Origin of the sequence: Pseudoalteromonas sp. SR41-1, from assembly GCF_014164015.1 — a bacterium.
GTDB lineage: Bacteria > Pseudomonadota > Gammaproteobacteria > Enterobacterales > Alteromonadaceae > Pseudoalteromonas > Pseudoalteromonas distincta.
Genome location: NZ_JACJEK010000006.1, coordinates 215,606 through 231,149, shown reverse-complemented (window position 1 = coordinate 231,149; position 15,544 = coordinate 215,606). Strand labels below are relative to the sequence as shown.

The window sequence follows — 15,544 nt, the reverse complement described above, 5'->3', positions numbered from 1 at the left end:
TTGGGTAATCGCTTAGCGATAACCTAAATAAAAATGGCTAAAAGTAGTGATTTTTCACAATAGTTGGTATGTTACAAGTAACATTTTATTTAATTGTGTGTGATGAAAAAAAACAAGCGTTCTTCTCTTCAAGATATTGCCGATGCGGTTGGTGTAACCAAAATGACGGTGAGTCGTTATTTACGTAATCCCGAAATAGTATCAGAGTCTACTCGCACTAAAATTAGTGCAGCTATTGATACGCTAGGTTACATTGCAAATAAAGCTCCTGATTTACTCTCTAATGCTAAAAGCTACTCTATTGGTGTACTAGTCCCATCGTTAACGAACCACGTATTTGCTCAAGTTATAAAAGGTATTGAAGATGTAACAGGGCCTGCAGGATATCAAACAATGTTAGCCCATTATGGTTACAACCCTGAAATTGAAGAAAAACGGGTTGAGTATCTATTGTCGTATCACGTTGATGGTTTAATTTTATCAGAAACCACACACACAGACAGAACGCTAAAAATGATTGAAACGTCAGGCGTACCTGTGATTGAAATAATGGATACTCATCACTCTCCAATGCAGCAAGCGATTGGTTTTGATAACGTTAAAGCCGCTTTTGATATGACGACGGCACTTTTAAATAAATGCTATCGCAATATTGTTTATATAGGTGCAAGGCTCGATGTACGAACACGCCTAAAATTTCAAGGTTATTCAGATGCTATGTTAGCTAAAGGTTTTACGCCTAAAAGTGTGATGACTGATCAAGCTTCATCTTATAGTTTAGGTGCTGAACTTTTACAAAAAGCGCGTACTGACTACCCAAATACTGACTGTTTGTTTTGTACTAATGATGATTTAGCAATTGGGGCTATTTTTGAATGCCAGCGAAACAACATTTTAGTGCCTAGCCAAATGGGGGTTGTGGGTTTTCATGGCCATGATATTGGCCAAGCAATGGTGCCTCAATTAGCAAGTGTGATCACCCCTCGTTATCAGATAGGTAATCTTGCGGGAAGAGAGTTGTTGAGCCGGATTAATTCAGATTTGGATGCTAGGATTAATTATAAGCAAGTAATTGATACTGGTTATATAGTTCATCTAGGTGAAAGTGTTTAAATACTCTAATTATATGAGCCTAATTACCTGTGCCTAATTACCTGAGCCTAAATAACAAAAGGCTCAGGTAATTTTTATATGTGTGATGATAACTCTACATACTGTAATTTTACAAAAACAGAGAAATAATCATAGCGACAAGTGCGCCAACAGTACCAATAATAGTTTCCATTACCGTCCACGTTTTAAGAGTTTGCATTTCGCTCAAACCGAGATAGCGACTTGCTAACCAAAATCCTGAGTCGTTTACATGGGAGAGCACAATAGAGCCCCCACCAATAGCGATAGTGACAGCGGCAAGCTGCGCTCCATCAAGGCCTAAAGGCTGAAGCATTGGAATAATTAAGCCACACGCTGTAAGCATAGCTACTGTCGCAGAGCCTTGAATAACCCGCACAGCGGCTGATAATACAAAAGCGAGTATTACAATCGGTAATCCTGAGCCAGCTAAGTAATTACCTAGTGCAGTACCTACTCCTGAATCAACTAATACTTGTTTAAATACCCCACCGGCACCAGTGACAAGAATAATAATTCCTGCAGGTTGTAAGGCACTACCACAAATTTCCATGATTCTAGCATTAGGGACACCGCGCCTTGCACCGAGCAAATAAAATGCCATTAAGCAGGCAACTAAAATTGCTGTAAATGGATGACCTATAAAGGCTAACCAATTATATAAATCAGAGTCTTTTTCAACAAAGCGGCTACCAATAGTATTTAAACTAATCATAATTAACGGCAGAGCAATTAAACCTAATGCTAATCCAAAACTAGGCGTCCCTTTACCAACTCTTTGGTTATCGTCGATTTGTTCGTGCTGTGGGAGTTCTACATGAATAGATTTAGAAATAATAGAGCCCCAAATTGGACCTCCTATAATCATTGCCGGTATGGCAGCAATAAGGCCAAATAAAATCATATAACCATAGTCAGCGCCTAATTGAGAGGCAACCAAAATCGGCCCTGGCGCAGGAATAAGAAACGCCTGACAAGACGCTATCCCAGCAAGTAGCCCAATACCAATTTTAACAACGCTGCCACCGCCTTTTCGTACCACAGCAAAAACAATACCGATTAAAAGTACAACGGCTACATCAAAAAAGAGGGGGAGGGCACAAATAAAGCCCGTAAAGGTAAGCGCCCAATTAGCGTTTTTTTCTCCAAAACGGTGTAAAAGTGTGTGGGCAATGCGATCCAGCGCGCCGGTTTCTTCCATTACTTTGCCAAACATGGCGCCTAAAGCGACCACCACCGCTACAAAGCCTAGTGTTCCGGCCATTCCTTTTTGAATTGTAGCGGCAATTATTTCTGGGCTCATTCCTGAGAATAATCCTGCAATCATAGAAACAAGGATCAAAGAGACGACAGCATGTAGTCGTACTTTCATTACTAAAAAAAGCAATAAAAATATGGAGCCTACCGCTGTTAGTATTAATGATAAATCTGACATTTTTCCCTACTTATATTCAGTGTGAATTATGATGTTTAGTGTGTGTTTAACTTCACTTTCGTATTTGTTACGCGTAACATGTTACCCGTAACTCAATATAATATATACATTGAAAATAATTAATTATTAAATTAAGGCGAGGGTAAATACATGAGTAACACAAATGTAGGTCGTATTTATATTGTAATGGGGGTTTCAAGCACAGGAAAGTCAAGTGTGGGTGATGCATTAGCAAAGCGCATTGGCGCTAAATTTATCGACGGAGACGACTTACATCCCAAGGCTAATATATTAAAGATGTCATCTGGGCAGCCTTTAAATGATGCTGATCGTGTGCCTTGGCTCGAAAGAATACGTGATGCTGCATTTAGCATTGAAAAGAAAAATGAAGTCGCGGTAATAGTCTGCTCAGCATTAAAAAAGATATACCGAGAACAAATATGTGATGGAAATACAGGCATTACCTTTTTACATCTTTTTGGTGATTTTGAGCTGGTTAAAAGCCGTATGCAGGACAGAAAAGGGCATTTTATGCCTGTTGATTTACTCAAAAGCCAATTTGAAGCGCTAGAAGTTCCAAAAGAAGATGAGCCCAATGTTATAAATATAGATATTAATAACTCATTTGAGCAAGTAGTCGAAAGCTGTATTAGCGCAACTAAAATGAATAGCCACAACAAGTTAAAAGTTTTTAGTTAATCAATTAACTGTTACTTTTAACATTTAGGGGCTTTATTTGTTATGAGTTAGCGTCTGCTCGTGGTGTTTCTAAAATCGCTTTTTTTTCATCTTCAGATAATATTATCCAATCAAAAATTTCTTCGTTGGTACGCCCACACCCGGTGCAGTAACCGCTGCGCCTTTCGCATATTCCTAGGCAATCAGTTTTAAATTTAGATGGTTTTTTGTTTTGATTGAATTGGCGCATTATTAAAGTCCTAACGGTGGAGCAATTTCAAAGCGAGTAGAAAACCCATTACCTTCTTGATTGGTAGCAAGTGTAATGACAGGGGTTTTAGTATCAAGTACAAAGGTGCTGTAAATTGAACTTGCTGTTTCTTTTTGGCTTTCCAACCAACCTGTTTTGGTTAAGCATTGGCGCAATTGCTTAGCCAGTTTTTGATGAGACTTTATTGTTTGCGTTTGTGTTTTAACAGGTGTTTGGCATTGGTAGCTTGCTTGCTCTGACTTATTTAAAGTAACTGTACAGTTTGCTCCAATTATATGAGTATTAGTACGCCATTGATTAGTAAACTGGTTATTTACTTTATCTGTTTTGATTGAATTAAAACCAGATTCATAACCATTTATTAGGTTATTTATGGTGCTGCATTCATCGGGTGTTACTGTGGTTTTTACAGACTGATTCGTTGTAGTAGTGGTTGTTGTAGTTGTAGTCTGATTAGTTTTGCTGGTACAGCCCGCTAAAATAAACGCGACGACTAAAATAAATGCGACAATAGAAGGAGTAATATAGTTTTTCATAGTTCACAGTAACCGATTAATTTAGCCATGCACTATATCACACGTGATTTACTGTAAAAATAAAAAGGCCCATATAAATATGAGCCTCTTTGTTAGTTACAACTAATGCTATTTATGGCGACCTTGCAAGCATTTAACTACATCTTCAAGGGCTAAGCCTTGGCGTTGTAGCAATACTGTAAGGTGATAAATTAAATCAGCAGATTCGTTTGTTAGCTCATCGTTATCGTGTTTCATAGCGGCAAGGGCAACTTCTACGCCTTCTTCACCTACTTTTTGACAACTACGGCTTAAGTCTTTTGCAAATAATGACGCTGTGTAGCTTTTTTCAGGGTCATCATTTTTACGCGCAACAATCACATCTTCTAACTGTGCTAAAAAGCTTAAACTTGGTTTTGCTTCATCACCAAAACAGCTTTGTGTGCCTAAGTGACACGTTGGGCCTTCTGGGTTGGCAAGTACTAAAATTGAATCGTAGTCACAATCGGTATGCACAGATACTACGTTTAAGTAGTTTTCTGATGACTCGCCTTTAGTCCATAAACGCGATTTTGAACGCGAGTAAAACGTTACCTTATTGGTATCAAGCGTAACAGCGAGTGCTTCGCTGTTCATAAAGCCTTGCATTAAAATAACACCAGAGCGGGCATCTTGAATAATCGCAGGGATCATGTCACTTTTAGCGAAATCGACCTGAGCTTGGTTTTGTTGTGTTACTTGCATAATCTTGCTGCCACTTGGTTATCTGTTAAAAATTGTTTTAGTTCGCCAATGTTAATCACATTTTTATGAAAAACGCTGGCAGCTAATGCACCATCTACTTTGCTTTGTTTAAATACATCAACAAAATCTTGCATACTACCCGCACCGCCAGAGGCGATTAAAGGAATGTCACATAGCTCGCGAATTTTACTTAGTTGCTCGTTGTCGTAACCGTTACGAACGCCATCTTGGTTCATACAGTTTAATACAATTTCGCCTGCGCCTAAGTCTTGTACGCGTTTAACCCATTCTTGTGTTTTATAACGTGTACGGCTTGATGCATTAGGATCGCCGGTTAATTGATACACTAAATACTCGCCGGTAATTTCATCAAAAAAGCTGTCAATGCCGACTACAACACATTGCTTACCAAACTCATCGTGTAATTCTTTAATAAGTTCAGGACGCGCAATAGCAGGGCTGTTAATGCTTATTTTGTCTGCGCCGCGCTCAAGTACCCGCGCTGCATCAGTCACTGATTTAATACCGCCCGCTACACAAAATGGAATATCGATATTACGTGCAATGCTCTCTACCCAGTTTACATCAAGTAGGCGTTTTTCAACGCTTGCACTGATTTCGTAAAAAACCAGTTCATCGGCGCCAGCTTCGCTGTAGGCTTTAGCCATTGTTAAAATATCGCCAACTATTTCATGGCCTTTAAACTTTACGCCTTTAACTACTTGGCCGTCTTTAACGTCTAAACACGGGATTATGCGTTTTGATAACATGCCAGTGCCTCCTCAACGCTAAATGCGCCATCAAGCAATGATTTACCTAAAATAACGCCGCCCACACCCAGCTCTTTAAGCTTTTTAATGTCATCTAGTGAGCTTACGCCACCTGAGGCTTGCACTTTAATTGTGCTGTTATGGCGAGTTAAATCTTCGTAAAGCTCAAACGATGGACCCGTCATGGTGCCATCTTTACTGATGTCCGTGCATAAAAAATCAATAACACCTAAGCTTACATAAAAATCTACCAGCTCAAGTAAACCAAATTCAGATTCACTTAACCAACCGTGCGTTGCTGGTGCCCAGCCCGTGGCTGTTTTATTTACATCAAGAGCAATTACAAAATGCTCTGCGCCAAATTGCTCAATCCAGGCTTTTACTTGTTCGCGTTTTTCTACTGCCATTGAACCAATAACAACTTGGTTTGCACCGGCTTTTAGCCAATCACTTACATCTTGCTCTGAGCGAATACCGCCGCCCACTTGGTACGGTACGTTAAGTGCTTTGGTTGCAGCTTGAATATGTTTCCACTGTTTTTTACTTGGATCGCGTGCACCTTCTAAATCCACAAGATGTAGTTTACCTGCGCCACTGTCGGCGTATTCTTTTAAACGCGCGCCAAGTTCGAAAGGGTAAAACTGTGCTGTGTCGTATTTACCTTGGTACAAGCGCACAATTTGATTTTGTAATACGTCTAATGCTGGAATAATCACAAATAATCTCTTTTTTGTTAGTCAATGGGCAGCTTACAACTGCCAATCAACAAAATTTTGTAATAAACGTGCGCCAACTTTTGCGCTGCGCTCTGGGTGAAATTGCATGCCTGCGTAGTTGTCTTTAGCAACAATGGCTGAAAAGGTTTGACCATATTCGCCGCTCACTAGTGTGGCGTCGTTTACGGTGTGCGCAAAGCTGTGAACAAAATACACTTGCTCATCAAGCGTTAGCCCTTTAGTTAATGCATGCTCTTTGTTAACGCTTAAGTTGTTCCAACCCATATGCGGCGACGTTAAATTGCCTACATCAAGCGCTTTTACTTGTCCTGGTATTTTACCTAGGCACTGTACGTTACCTTCTTCGGTACTTTCGCACAGTAACTGCATACCTAAACAAATACCCATAAGCGGGCGCTGGTATTCATTTATAGCTTGTTGCCAGCCGTTATCTACTAGGCGTTTCATAGCAACCGACGCGTGACCTACACCTGGTAGTATAGCGCGCTCAAAACCCGCTAATTGCTCTGGTGAAGTAATTACTGTTGGCGTTTGGCCTAAGCGTTCAAACGCAAAGCGTACTGAATTTATATTGGCACAACCGGTATTAATTATGGCAATCATAAACATCCCTTAGAGCTGGCTGTTTGTTGGGTCGTGTCTTGTGCTACGGCCATACGAAGAGCACGTGAAAACGCTTTAAATAAACCTTCTACTTGGTGATGACAGTTACCGTCGCTTACCGATAAAATAAGGCTAATAGCGGCGTTATCACTCAAGCTTTTGAAAAAGTGCTCAACCATTTGTACGTCTAAGTCGCCTGCTTTTTCGCGGCTAAAGTTAGCGTTTAATACAAATGATGCACGGCCCGATAAATCAATTTGTGCTTCAGCTTTACACTCGTCCATAGGAAGGGCAAAACCATAGCGTGCAATTTGCGATTTAGTGCCAAGCGCTTGTTTAAGTGCGACACCAAGAGCAATACCAATGTCTTCAACAAGGTGGTGCTCGTCTATGTGTAAATCGCCTTTAGCTTTAATGTTTAAACCAATGTTTGCGTGGGTGCGAATTTGATCAAGCATGTGATCAAAAAAGCCAAGTCCGGTGTCTATGCTGCCATTTTTAGTTTGATCTAAGTTTATGGCTACATCAATTTGGGTTTCTTTAGTGTTGCGTGTAACACGACCTTCGCGGTTTGCGGTAGTCAATTTTGTCACTATCGCACTCCAATCGCCGTCGTATAAAATACCTTCACAACATAAGTTTTGAGCAAGGCCAATATCGGTCTGGCGATCGCCAATAACAAAAGAGCGCGCTAAGTCTACTTTGCCAGAGCGCATAAGCTCGGTAAGTAAGCCCGTTTTAGGTTTACGGCAATCACAGTTTTGCTCATCAAAGTGTGGGCAAATTAATACTTCGTCAAAGCTAATGCCTTGGCTTTGCATTATGTCCATCATTTTGTCTTGTGCTATGTCAAAATCAGCAGTAGGAAAGCTATCTGTGCCTAAACCATCTTGGTTAGACACCATTACTAAACGGTAACCTGCGGCTTGTAATTGTAATAACGCAGGAATAACACCAGGTAAAAATGCTAGCTTTTCAAGGCTATCTACCTGTTTGTCGGTAATTGGCTCTTCAATAATAGTGCCGTCGCGGTCTATAAATAAATAGGGGTTACTCATGATACTTCGTTTCCTGCTAAAGATGCTGCGGTAGCCGGCGTTTGTAAGCCATCTAACCAAATTTTTACTTGTTCAAGTTCTTGTTCACTGCCAATTGAAATTCGTAGCCAGTCGTCTTCACCGTATAGTGTAAAAGCGCGCATAACCAAACCTTGCTCAAGTGCAATTTTAAAGTAGTTTTTATCGGCTAATTTTAAAGTAACAAAGTTACCTTCACCAGTGAGAATTTTTAATGCAGCAGGGGAGGCGTTTAGCCAATCTACCAACTTAGCTTTTAAGCTATTTAAAATAGTAACTTGGCGGCGCATTGATGTAATTGCATCGGGTGCAATTGCTTGCGCTGCAATACTTGCTACAACACCTGATACCGGATACGGCGCAATGACTTTACGAATTGGCGCTAGTACGCTCACTTGTGCAAGCGTAAAGCCCGTTCTGAGCCCTGCTAGCGCAAAGGCTTTAGAAAGCGTACGCAAAACCACTACATTACTAAACTCATTAATAAGTTTAGTCGCGCTTTGCTCTGGGCAAAACTCTATATAGGCTTCGTCAACAATAACTAATGCTTTACCTGCAAGTGCTGTTGCAATCGCTTTTACTTTATCAAGTGGCGTTAAGCTGCCAGTTGGATTATTTGGGTTACAAATAAATACCAGCTTTGAGCTGCCAACAGCTGCAACTATTTCATCAACACTGCCACTTAATAATAATTCTTGTGTAAGCGCGTTAATACTAACGTTGTGTGTATCGGCGGTAACTTTGTACATACCGTAAGTTGGTAAAAATAGCGCAATACTATCTTTAGCTGGCTCACAGTATGTGCGCACTAAAAGCTCAATGCCTTCATCTGCGCCGCGCGTCATTAATACATTTTCGCTTTCAAGATCTGTATAAGCTGCGTACCTGTCAATAACCAGTTGCGGTTGTGGGTCGGGGTAGCGATTTAAATCCTCAATACTCAGTTCAAGATTTTTAGCATACGGGCTTTCGTTAGCATTTAGCCACGTAGTACCGGTTAGCTTTTCACTTTTTGCAGAGCTGTATGCAGCAAGGGCTGCAATATTCTTAGGTAATAAGCTAGACGCTTGTGCGCTCTCATTGCTCATTTTTAATTGCCTCTAAACGAATTGAAACCGCATTAGCGTGGGCATCAAGGCCTTCTGCATCTGCAAGTGGTAAAATTGCTTTTGAAAGCTGCGTTAAACCACTTTTAGTAATTGTTTGCACTGTGTATGTACGGAAAAAATCAAGCAAGTTTAAACTCGAGTAAGTTGCACTGTAACCATATGTTGGTAACACGTGGTTAGTACCCGATGCGTAATCGCCTGCAGATTCTGGTGTGTAGTCACCTACAAATACTGAGCCTGCATTTTTAACTTTATCTAGGTAAGGTGTTGCATCGCCTAGTTGTAAAATTAAATGCTCTGGGCCGTATTGCGCCGATACATCAAATGCTTGCTCAACTGAATCAACCAAAATAAGTGAAGAATTAGCGAGCGCTTGCTCGGCTGTTTCTTTGCGGCTCAAATTAGCTAACTGGCGTGTAAGTGCCTGCTGAGTTTGTTCTATAATACTTTCGCTGTTACATAATAAAATAACCTGCGAGTCTGCGCCGTGCTCTGCTTGTGAGAGTAAATCGGCGGCTATAAATTCTGGGTTTGCACGTTCATCTGCAATAACTAATACTTCAGAAGGACCTGCTGGCATATCAATTGCCATACCTGGGATAGTTTGCGCAACGAGCTGTTTAGCCATTGTTACGAAGCTATTACCTGGGCCAAAAATTTTGTTTACTTTAGGAACCGATTCGGTGCCATAAGCCATTGCTGCAATTGCGCCTGCGCCACCACTTTCTATCAAAGTAGTAATGCCACATAACTTAGCTGCATATAAAATAGCAGGGTTAATTGCTTTATCACCTTGTACCGGCGTAGCTAGTACAACGGTTTTAGCGCCGCTTAACTGTGCTAATACACCTTGCATAATAACCGACGATGGCAGTGGAGCACTGCCACCGGGTACATAAATACCGACTGCTTCGATGGCTTGATATTTCAGTTCACATACAACGCCTGGTTGGGTTGATAATTTAATATCTTTTGGCAACTGCGCTTCGTGAAAACGTTTAACATTTGCATAAGCGGTGTCAATTGCGTATTTAAGCTCTGCACTTAGTGCTTGCTCAGATGCGTTAATTTCATCTAGCGGTACGCGCAAACGTGGGTTAGCTCTATTATCAAACTCTTTGGCCATGCTAAGTAAGGCCTCATCGCCTTGCTCTTTTACATTAGCTAAAATAGTTTTGCATATTGCTTCAACCTTTGCGCTTACAGAAACTGCAGGGCGCATTAGCGCCGCTGCTTGTACTTGTGAAGATTCCTCATTCCAACGAAGCATGGTACTTACTCCATCATTTTTTCAATTGGCATAACTAAAATAGAGTTAGCGCCTAGGGCTTTTAACTGCTCCATTGTTTCCCAAAATAATGTTTCGCTGCTTACCATGTGCAGTGCTACGTATTCTTCATTACCCGCAAGGGCAAGTAGAGTCGGTTGACCAGAACCAGGTAAAATTTCACAAATTTCATCAAGTTTGTTTTTTGGTGCGTGTAGCATGATGTATTTGCTTTCTTTAGCTTGTCTAACACCACGTAGGCGCGGCATAAGCTTATTGATTAGTGCTAGTTTGTCAGCGTCTTGCAGATCTTTATTTTGAATTAAACATGCGTTTGATTCTAAAATTGTATCACCTTGAATTAAGCCGTTAGCTTCAAGTGTTGCGCCAGTAGATACTAAATCACAAATTGCATCAGATAAACCTGCACGTGGTGCTACTTCAACAGAGCCAGTAAGCATTACTGTACTTGCGTTGATGCCTTCGCGCTTTAACCACTGAGTTAAAATTTCTGGGTAGGTAGTTGCAATACGTTTGCCTTCAAACCAGCTCTTATCGCGAGCGCCTAGCTCTTGTGGCCATGCAAGTGCAAGACGACAGTAACCAAAATCTAGTTTTGAAAGTTTGTTTACTTCGCTTGGAACACCTTGGCGTTCACGTTCTGCTTGAACTTCTACTAGTACGTTTTCGCCAACAATACCTAAATCACATACACCGTCCATTACTAAACCAGGAATATCGTCATCACGCACACGTAGTACGTCAATTGGCATATTAGTTGAGTGTGCAATTAAGCGTTGTTCACGAAGGTTAAGTTTAACACCTAACTGTTTTAACAGATCTTGACAATCTTTAGATAGGCGGCCGCCTTTTTGGATGGCGATACGTAGACGATTTGTGTTACTCATTATTCATTTTCCTTTAATTTAAAAACTAAAAACCCCGAGGGGAACCTCAGGGCGAAAATGAATCAATGTTTTTTGAATCGCCAGAGGTTCCTTTTAGGAATAACCTCTCAGCGAAAGACCTGACAGGTTATTCCGGTGAATGGTGGTGATGATGTACTGTTGTCAGGTTTAAGCGCATTTTTTATCCTATTTAACTGCTCGTTGTTATAGTAACGTTCAGTTGTTATCTGTTTAAATAAATTTCGCATTCATAAAAACATAAACAGCCATATTATGGCAAGTTTTTTTTAGCTTAATTAAAGCATATCTTATAACTGTCGATAATATTAAGAAGGGAAGTGCATTTTTTGCATATATTTGTTTGTTTATTAGCCAAACCAAGCGTTTAGATAATTTTACAATAAACTAAGGAAGTGTGTATGGATATCATGATTCCTTATTTAGGAAGAATAACCAGACTAGAAGTTGAGTCAAAAAGTGCTTTTCATATTGCGGGTGTGCAAAGTGGATCGGCCGCTGAAAAAGTTGAGCTAGAGAATAAAAAAAGGCGTGAGTTACAAAAAAAGAAAAAGCTCAATATGCTTGACGACCAAAATAGTAAAAAAAAGTCTAACGTAGATGATGACGAAAACCCCCATTTAGATACATGGGCTTGATAATACCAATTTTACTAAATACATAAGCAATTAACTAAAAAGGCCCTTGCGGGCCTTTTTACTATGTATTTTGCTTATGCCAATTAGCTTAAACTCTTAAGCAGATAGGCATTACTATTGGTTTTTGCTTTTAAATATATAAAAGCTAAATATAGCGAATACACATACCTGAGCTACAATACCTTGCCATGTCGACTTAATACCAAGCCATGCTATATCAAAGCTCATTGGTAGCGACGCAATACCTATTATATCGGCCTCTTGTAATGCAATAACGGCTTTGCCCATAAGCACAAACGAGAGTGCAAATAATAGGTAAGTGGTAATTGCAAAAAACTTAGCAACCGGTAATTTAATTGAGTACTTAATTAATACCCACGTAATAATAGCCAGTATTGCTACAGCTATCGCAAAACCCGATGCAATAGATGAATATTGAGCAGGCGAGCTTTGCGTTAATAAAGACTGATAAAACAATACGGTTTCGAATACTTCACGGTATACGGCAATAAAAGAAAGCCCCGCTAATCCCCAAAGTGTTCCCGACTCAAGGCGCTTATCTATATTGTCTTTTATATATTTTTGCCATTGTTGCGCACTTGTTTTACTGTGCATCCATACGCCAACATACAGTAAAATTACAGCGGCAAACAATGCACCAGCACCTTCCATAACTTCGCGACTTGCACCACTTATTTCTATTAATGTTTGCGCAGCAGCCCATGTTAAGCCACCGGCAATAAGTGCTGTTACCCAGCCAATATGTACGTATTTAAGCGCATCTTGACGTTTCGTTTTAATAAGCACAGTCATAAGGGCAATAATAACTAAGAGTGCCTCTAAGCCTTCTCGCAGTAATATTATTAAACTCGCTGAAAGTAGGGCGCCATCAGTTAGCTTGGTTTCGTTTAGCATGCTATCTGCTTTAGCGAGTTGCGTTAGTGCGGCATTTACTTTTTCGGCAACGACGACTGTATCTTTTTCGTTTTTGAATGTTTGGCGCAGGTTCATCAGTTGTACTTCGATGTTTTTACGCAGTGTTTCGTCGTAGGCATTTAAGTTGTTTTCAACAAGCTCAAAGCCATCTAAGTATGCGCTAATTGCTAAATCACTTGCTTGTGAGTAATTGCCTTTAGCATGCGCGGCTTGCGCTGCAAGTAACTGCGTGCGAGTAACTGTTATCGGATTTTTGTTAGCACTAAATAATTGCTCTGGATTACCACGAAGCCATTTAACGTAATGTGCTTGTGCTTCACTTTGACCTGCCGATAATTGTGCAGGGTTTAGGTTTACAATCTGCGAAGCGGTAATATTTTGTTCTACATTTTGTGGCTTTTGAACATCCTTAAATGCCAAGCTACCTACATAAAAAGCTAAAGACCATCGTTGTTGTTCATTAAATTGGGTAAAAGCAACCATAGGTGTGTCGTCAATGCCGTTACTTACAGCGTCAAATAACCCCATTAATGAGCGGTTTGTTGCGCGTTCTTCATCGGTAAAGTTGGTAGGTTCTGGCGATAAATTTTTTGCAAGCGGACCGTCGCCTTGACCACTAGGGCCGTGACACATTGAGCAGTTAGTAGCAAAAAGCGCTTTAGTTTGCTCAACCGGAAGCAGCGATGTAGGTAACGATAGTTGTGGCATAAATGTAAGCAGCGACTCACGAAGCGCTGAGCTTGCTGCACGTACATCGGCAACACTCGCTTTATTGGCAATCGCTGTATGCAGTGTTTTAGCTTGTGCCTTTACTGTATCAAACTCATTTGTTTGGCTTGAAAGCTGTCCAGCTTGCTCAATAATGACGTGCGAAAATTCAGTCATTTCTTGATATTCGTCGGGGTCTAGTATTTCACCATTTCCAACAGCTGCCACGTAATCTACACCTACATACTCTGCAAGCTGTGCAATTTGTTTTATTTTTGTTTGCTCATTAGGTGAGGCCGACACATTAAAGCTTGCCATAGCCATTATAAAAAGCACAAAAAAACAATGAAATTGTCGTTTGCCCAGAGATACCAAATTAAAAAACACGTGAGAATTATTTTTGGACATTGAAAAGCCCTACAGAGGAAAAGCCAAAATTATAATTGTTTTCATTTGCATTTCAAGCGGATTAATTTAAACAAAGAAGATAAATAAAAAGGATAACAATTTATAGAACTTTAAAGTGTTTTTGTAACACGTGAGTAACAGTAACCAAGTGATTTATATAATAACTTGGTTACTGAGTTGATTGCTCACAAAGCATTTATTACTTTGCTTGCTCAGCTGATTTAATACTGCTTTGAATAAGCGGTGAAATAGTTAAGCCTTGTACAATAATAGAAAATATAACCACAACGTAGGTAACAATCACGATTAGGTTATGTAGGTCAGAGCCACCTACAAAAACTTGCTCGCGTGGAATTGCTGCCGCCATTGCCAGTGCAAGACCACCGCGTAGCCCACCCCAGGTTAAAATTTTAACACTGTGTTTATCGTAACTTCTAAAGCGTTTAAAGATGACAAAGGGTGCGCCTACGCTAATAAAGCGTGCTAGTAATACTGCAGGTACCATTAGTAAGCCTAAGCCAATTTCACCAAGCGTGATTGGCATCGTCACTATTAGCATACCTATTATTAAAAACAGTAGGGCATTTAAAAAGCTATCGGTTGCATGCCAAAAATCTTTTACGTAACGAGTGTCTTCAGGCCCCGTGCGCTCAGTTGCTTTAGTACGAGTAATGTTACCCATTAATATGCCGCTTGTTACCATGGCAAGTGCGCCTGATATTTCCCAAATATTTGCAGCAGCAAAACCTGCGGTAGGAATAGTTAAGGTTATCAATAAGCGAATGTTTACATCGCGGCTGTTAATAATTAAAAAGTGGCCAACCAAAGCGATAACCAAACCAAACGCAATGCCGCCTAGGGCGTCTACAAAAAAGAGTTCTGCTATATCGCCAAATTGTGCATCGGTGCCATAAAAAGCAACCGAAAAAATGGTCGTAAATATTACTAAACCAATACCGTCGTTAAATAGCGACTCACCTTCTACTTGAACTGAGATTCCTTCTGGCGCTCGCATTTGTTTAATAATTGCAAGTACGGCAATAGGGTCGGTTGGGCTAATAAGCGCGCCAAATAATAAACAGTATATAAACGGTACATCAAAGCCAAATAAGGCAAATAGATAAAAACTTAAATAACCGACTATAAAAGTGGAAGCAATAGTAGAAAATAGCACTAGTGCGGTTATTTCCCAGCGCTGTTTTCGAAGCGCCATAAGGTTAATTTCCAATGCGCCAGCATAAAGTAAAAATCCGAGCATACCTTTGAGTAATAACTCGTTAAAGTTAATACTGGAAACAATTTGGGTCATGGCTAACGCATTTTGATCGCCTAATAATTTAACGGCAATAATCAATAATAAAGAAATAACAACTGAGCCTGTAGTAATGGCAATTGTAGTTTGCATTTTGAGGATATATTGGTTTGCAAAAGCAATAAAAATTGCAATGGCAGAGAGAAAACAAATGAGATACCAAGCATTCATTGGCTAACCTTACTATTTTTTAACGACAAACGAAAAAGGGGAGTATAAACGCGGCATATGTTACTCCTGTGCTTTATCTGTGTCACAGTCTTTATGGTTTGATTAGCTA

At 40.2% G+C, this 15,544-nt stretch carries 16 protein-coding genes; 3 read left to right on the top strand and 13 right to left on the bottom strand.

What is annotated here, in order from left to right; genetic code table 11:
- The first annotated feature begins 102 nt into the window (after positions 1 to 102).
- Positions 103 to 1,113: a gluconate operon transcriptional repressor GntR gene (gene gntR, locus H5118_RS07250; protein ID WP_182748335.1), complete on the top strand. Its 1,011-nt coding sequence runs from the start codon at positions 103 to 105 to the stop codon at positions 1,111 to 1,113.
- 109 nt (positions 1,114 to 1,222) lie between these two features.
- On the opposite strand, the gene gntU is transcribed toward gntR, so the two are convergent.
- Positions 1,223 to 2,566 (bottom strand): gluconate transporter, encoded by a 1,344-nt coding sequence (gene gntU, locus H5118_RS07245; RefSeq protein ID WP_004586388.1) that lies wholly within the window; start codon positions 2,564 to 2,566, stop codon positions 1,223 to 1,225.
- A 150-nt stretch (positions 2,567 to 2,716) separates the two neighbouring features.
- On the opposite strand from gntU, the gene H5118_RS07240 reads away from it, so the two are divergent.
- The gene (locus H5118_RS07240) at positions 2,717 to 3,265 is read left to right on the top strand and encodes a gluconokinase (RefSeq protein ID WP_182748333.1); all 549 of its coding nucleotides are present in this window, start codon (positions 2,717 to 2,719) and stop codon (positions 3,263 to 3,265) included.
- A gap of 40 nt (positions 3,266 to 3,305) precedes the next feature.
- On the opposite strand, the gene H5118_RS07235 is transcribed toward H5118_RS07240, so the two are convergent.
- The 10 genes from H5118_RS07235 to hisG all read right to left on the bottom strand — a co-directional run bounded on the left by H5118_RS07235 (position 3,306) and on the right by hisG (position 11,244).
- The gene (locus tag H5118_RS07235) at positions 3,306 to 3,494 is read right to left on the bottom strand and encodes a DUF1289 domain-containing protein (protein ID WP_182748331.1); all 189 of its coding nucleotides are present in this window, start codon (positions 3,492 to 3,494) and stop codon (positions 3,306 to 3,308) included.
- 2 nt (positions 3,495 to 3,496) lie between these two features.
- Positions 3,497 to 4,051, bottom strand: coding sequence for a hypothetical protein (locus H5118_RS07230; protein ID WP_182748329.1), 555 nt, complete (start codon positions 4,049 to 4,051; stop codon positions 3,497 to 3,499).
- A gap of 108 nt (positions 4,052 to 4,159) precedes the next feature.
- Complete coding sequence (gene hisIE, locus H5118_RS07225; RefSeq protein WP_007376299.1) at positions 4,160 to 4,774, bottom strand: bifunctional phosphoribosyl-AMP cyclohydrolase/phosphoribosyl-ATP diphosphatase HisIE; 615 nt, start codon at positions 4,772 to 4,774, stop codon at positions 4,160 to 4,162.
- The gene (gene hisF, locus H5118_RS07220; RefSeq protein WP_182748327.1) at positions 4,765 to 5,544 is read right to left on the bottom strand and encodes an imidazole glycerol phosphate synthase subunit HisF; all 780 of its coding nucleotides are present in this window, start codon (positions 5,542 to 5,544) and stop codon (positions 4,765 to 4,767) included. The genes hisIE and hisF overlap by 10 nt, the downstream gene beginning before the upstream one ends.
- Positions 5,526 to 6,260, bottom strand: a complete 735-nt coding sequence (locus tag H5118_RS07215; protein ID WP_002960267.1) for a 1-(5-phosphoribosyl)-5-[(5-phosphoribosylamino)methylideneamino] imidazole-4-carboxamide isomerase — start codon at positions 6,258 to 6,260, stop codon at positions 5,526 to 5,528. The genes hisF and H5118_RS07215 overlap by 19 nt, the downstream gene beginning before the upstream one ends.
- Before the next feature lie 33 nt (positions 6,261 to 6,293).
- Complete coding sequence (hisH, locus tag H5118_RS07210) at positions 6,294 to 6,884, bottom strand: imidazole glycerol phosphate synthase subunit HisH (RefSeq protein WP_002960265.1); 591 nt, start codon at positions 6,882 to 6,884, stop codon at positions 6,294 to 6,296.
- Positions 6,881 to 7,942, bottom strand: a complete 1,062-nt coding sequence (hisB, locus tag H5118_RS07205) for a bifunctional histidinol-phosphatase/imidazoleglycerol-phosphate dehydratase HisB (protein WP_008138596.1) — start codon at positions 7,940 to 7,942, stop codon at positions 6,881 to 6,883. Before hisB ends, hisH begins: the two co-directional genes overlap by 4 nt.
- Complete coding sequence (gene hisC / locus H5118_RS07200) at positions 7,939 to 9,048, bottom strand: histidinol-phosphate transaminase (RefSeq protein ID WP_182720315.1); 1,110 nt, start codon at positions 9,046 to 9,048, stop codon at positions 7,939 to 7,941. Before hisC ends, hisB begins: the two co-directional genes overlap by 4 nt.
- A complete protein-coding gene (gene hisD, locus H5118_RS07195; RefSeq protein ID WP_024597350.1) occupies positions 9,038 to 10,339 on the bottom strand; it encodes a histidinol dehydrogenase in 1,302 nt (433 codons plus the stop codon). Before hisD ends, hisC begins: the two co-directional genes overlap by 11 nt.
- Before the next feature lie 5 nt (positions 10,340 to 10,344).
- Positions 10,345 to 11,244, bottom strand: coding sequence for an ATP phosphoribosyltransferase (gene hisG / locus H5118_RS07190; RefSeq protein ID WP_002960257.1), 900 nt, complete (start codon positions 11,242 to 11,244; stop codon positions 10,345 to 10,347).
- 419 nt (positions 11,245 to 11,663) lie between these two features.
- Between hisG and H5118_RS07185 the strand changes: the two genes are divergently transcribed.
- On the top strand, positions 11,664 to 11,900 hold the full coding sequence (locus H5118_RS07185; protein WP_002960256.1) for a hypothetical protein: 237 nt from the start codon (positions 11,664 to 11,666) through the stop codon (positions 11,898 to 11,900).
- Between the two features lie 114 nt (positions 11,901 to 12,014).
- On the opposite strand, the gene H5118_RS07180 is transcribed toward H5118_RS07185, so the two are convergent.
- Positions 12,015 to 13,868: a cytochrome c/FTR1 family iron permease gene (locus H5118_RS07180; RefSeq protein ID WP_182748352.1), complete on the bottom strand. Its 1,854-nt coding sequence runs from the start codon at positions 13,866 to 13,868 to the stop codon at positions 12,015 to 12,017.
- 283 nt (positions 13,869 to 14,151) lie between these two features.
- Positions 14,152 to 15,435, bottom strand: a complete 1,284-nt coding sequence (locus H5118_RS07175; protein ID WP_024597348.1) for a sodium:proton antiporter — start codon at positions 15,433 to 15,435, stop codon at positions 14,152 to 14,154.
- Positions 15,436 to 15,544 lie beyond the last annotated feature (109 nt).